The organism is Streptomyces sedi (genome assembly GCF_006335015.1).
In the GTDB taxonomy this organism is placed as follows: Bacteria; Actinomycetota; Actinomycetes; order Streptomycetales; family Streptomycetaceae; genus Streptomyces; species Streptomyces sedi.
In genome coordinates this window covers 1-3,915 of record NZ_VDGT01000045.1, presented here as the reverse complement: position 1 = coordinate 3,915, position 3,915 = coordinate 1, and the positions used below count along the sequence as shown (strand labels likewise).

Sequence of the window (3,915 nt, the reverse complement as noted above, 5' to 3'; positions counted from 1 at the left end):
GCGAGCGCGGCCTGGAGCACCATGAACACGGTCACCCCGCGGTCCCGCGCCAGCTCCACCAGCCGGTGGTGGAGCGCGGCGGGGATGTCGAACTCGATGCGGCCACCGCGATACGAGGCAACGGCCGGACGAGACCGGTCAACGGGCAGCGTGATCTCCTCCGGCAGACCGGCCAACCGCTCACGCCAGAAGTCCAACTGCCGGGAGATCTCACTCTCCGGGTCGCTCTCGTCGCCAAGGACCCGCCGCTGCCACAGCGCGTAGTCCGCGTACTGCACCGGCAACGGCGCCCACCCCGGCACCTCACCCCGCAGCCGGGCGGCATAAGCCTCGCTGAGATCACGAGACAGAGCACGAATCGACCAGCCATCCATCGCACTGTGATGCACCACCAACATCAAGACGTGGTCGCCTTCGCCGAGGCGATACAACTCCGCGCGGAACGGGATCACGGTCGCCAAGTCGAAGGCATAGCCCGCCGCTTCGGCCAGCAGCGACGCAACACCCTCCTCGGTGGTATCCGTAACGGGCAACTCGACCGCACACGCGTCATCTCCGGCCGGCACCACATCCTGGAACGCCTGACCGGCCACCGGGTCCTGCCGCAAAAGAGTACGCAGACTCTCATGCCGCGTCACGACATCCGTCAACGCTGCCCGCAAAGCGGGCGTATTGAGGTGTCCTTCGAGACGAAGCGCCATCGGAATGTTGTACGTCGCACTCGGCCCCTCCAACTGGTACAGGAACCACAACCGCTGCTGCGCGAACGACACCGGCACCCGCTCCGGACGCTCCACCACCCCCAGCCGCTCCCGACCAGCACCCGCCACACCAACCCGCTCCGCCAACGCCGCCACCGTCGACGCCTCGAACACCACCCGCACCGGCAACTCCACCCCAAACGCCGACCGCACCCGCGAAACCAACCGCATCGCCAACAACGAATGCCCACCCAACGCGAAGAACCCATCATCAACACCCACCCGCTCCACCCCAAGAACCTCAGCAAACAACCCACACAACAACTCCTCCACCGGACCACGCGGCGCCACAAACACCTCACCCGACACCACACCCGGCACCGGCAAAGCCTTCCGGTCCACCTTCCCATTCACCGTCAACGGCACCTCACCCAACACCACCACCGCCGACGGCACCATGTAATCCGGCACACGACGCCCCACCGCCAGCAGCAACTCACGCTCGTCCACCCCCACACCGTTCTCCGGCACCACATAAGCAACGATCCGCCGATCCCCCGGCCGGTCCTCCCTCACCACCACCACGCCGCGCTCCACACCCGGGAACGCGGAAACCGCCGCCTCAACCTCACCCAACTCGATACGGAAACCCCGCACCTTCACCTGATCATCCGCACGCCCCACAAACTCCAAATTCCCGTCCGCCCGCCACCGCACCAAATCCCCCGTCCGATACATCCGCTCCCCCACCCCACCAAAGGGACACGCCACAAACCGCTCCGCCGTCAACCCCGCCCTACCGAAATAACCACGCGCCAGACCCGCGCCGGCAAGGAACAGTTCGCCCACCACCCCGGGGGCTACCGGGCGCAGCGCCGCGTCCAGTACGTAGGCCCGCGTGTTCAGGATGGGTTTGCCCATCGCCGGGCCGCCCGGGTCATCGTTGACCACCGGCGCGCTGGTGGACCAGATGGTCGTCTCGGTTGGCCCGTACATGTTGGTGACCGACTGGGTGACCTCGGTCAAGGCAGAGGCCAGCCGGGCGGAGAGCGCCTCGCCGCCGACCAGGGCCCGCACGCCGCGCAGTCCCTGCGGTTCCGCGGCGAGCAGCTCTTCCCACCAGCTGGGGGTGGCCTGGACCATGCTGACGTCCAGGTCCGCGCAGAGCCGTGCCACCGCGGCGGGGTCGCGCACCTCGTCCCGGCTCGCCAGCACGACCGTCGCCCCGCTGAGCAGCGGCACAAAGATCTCCAGCGCCGCGATGTCGAAGCCGACGGTCGTCACCGACAGCAGCCGATCGCCCGGACCGAGCTCCAGACGGTCCACCATGTCGGCCAGGAAGTTACCCAGGGCGGCCAACGACACCACGACGCCCTTGGGCCTTCCGGTCGACCCGGAGGTGTAGATCATGTAGGCGGGGCTGTCGGCCGGGGCCGAACGTGCCGCGCTTGTCGACACGTCGGCTTCCGGCGCGGCGGTCACAGTCGGGTCGTCAAGCAGCAGGCGTTCGACATCCCCGGCGTCCATGCGGACATCGCTGGTGGTGATCAGCAGTAGGGGCCTCGCGTCGCTGATCATGTGGCTGAGGCGCTCGGCGGGGAAGTCCGGATCGAGCGGGAGGTAGCCGGCTCCCGCCTTGAGCACGGCGAGCAACGCCACGCCCAGGCGCTCGTCCCGAGGGAGCGCCACCGCGACGAACCGCTCAGGCCCAGCTCCGCGCGCACGCAGTAGCGCGGCCAACCGGTCAGCCCGCGCGTCGACTTCCGCGTAGCTCAGATGCGCTTCGCCGTGTTGGAGCGCTGTCGCGTCGGGCGTCCGACGCGCCTGCTCCTGGAACAGCACCGGCAGGGACGCGGCCGGGACCTTCCCCTCCGTGTCGTTCCACTCGCTCAGCAGCCGCTCGCGTTCTCCGGGCTCGAAGATGTCAATGTCACCGATCGGCCGCCGCAGCTGCTCCGCGACACCGTCGAGCATTCTGAGCAGCCGCTGCGCCAGGCCCTCGACCGTCCCCCGGTCAAACAGATCGGTGCTGAACTCCCACAGGCTGCGAATCCCCCGATACTCGCCCTCGATAGAACGCAATTCGTTGCAGAACAGCGCGAGATCGACCCTGGAAACCGTCGTGGACACGTCCTCTCGCCGGGCTGTGAGACCGAGGGCCATGTCCATGGGGGCGGCGGTGAGCTGCTGCTCCTCGTTGTTGAAGGCGAGCATGACCTGGAAAAGGGGATGGCGGGCGAGGGAGCGTTGGGGATTGAGTAGCTCGACGAGGCGCTCGAACGGGATGTCCTGGTGCGCGTAGGCATCCAGGTCGGTGGTGCGGACGCGGTCGAGGAGGTCATGGAAGGTCGGGTCGCCGGCTGTGTCGGTCCGCAGGACCAGGGTGTTGGCGAAGAAACCCACCAGATCCTCGGTGGCCTCGTCGGTGCGTCCCGCGATCGGCGTACCGATCGGAATATCCTCACCGGCACCGAGCCGCGACAGCAGCGCGGCGAGCGCGGCCTGGACCACCATGAACACGGTCACCCCGCGGTCCCGCGCCAGCTCCACCAGCCGGTGGTGAAGCGCGGCCGGGATATCGAACTCGATGCGGCCACCCCGATACGAGGCAACGGCCGGACGAGACCGGTCAACGGGCAGCGTGATCTCCTCCGGCAGACCGGCCAACCGCTCACGCCAGAAACCCAACTGCCGGAAAATCTCACTCTCCGGGTCCGACTCCTCCCCCAGCAACTTCCGCTGCCACAGGGCGTAATCCGCGTACTGCACCGACAACGGCGCCCACCCCGGCACCTCACCCCGCAACCGGGCGGCATAAGCCTCGGTGAGATCACGCGACAGAGCACGAATCGACCAACCATCCATCGCACTGTGATGCACCACCAGCATCAAGATGTGGGCGCCTTCGCCGAGGCGATACAACTCCGCGCGGAACGGGATCTCGGTGGCCAAGTCGAAGGCATAACCGGCCGCTTCGGCCAACAGCGACCCAACACCCTGCTCGGTGGTATCCGTAACGGGCAACTCGACCGCACACGCGGCGTCCCCGGCCGGCACCACATCCTGGAACGCCTGACCAGTCACCGGGTCCTGCCGCAAAAGAGTACGCAGACTCTCATGCCGGGTCACAACATCCGTCAACGCGGACCGCAACGCCGCGATATCGAGGTGTCCTTCGAGGCGAAGCGCCATCGGAATGTTGTACGTCGCACTC

1 protein-coding gene is annotated in these 3,915 nt (G+C 67.5%); it reads right to left on the bottom strand.

The window, feature by feature from the left end; translation table 11 throughout:
* Positions 1–3,893 (bottom strand): amino acid adenylation domain-containing protein (locus FH715_RS27925; protein ID WP_281290793.1); only part of this gene is annotated, 3,893 nt, incomplete at its 3' end.
* Positions 3,894–3,915 lie beyond the last annotated feature (22 nt).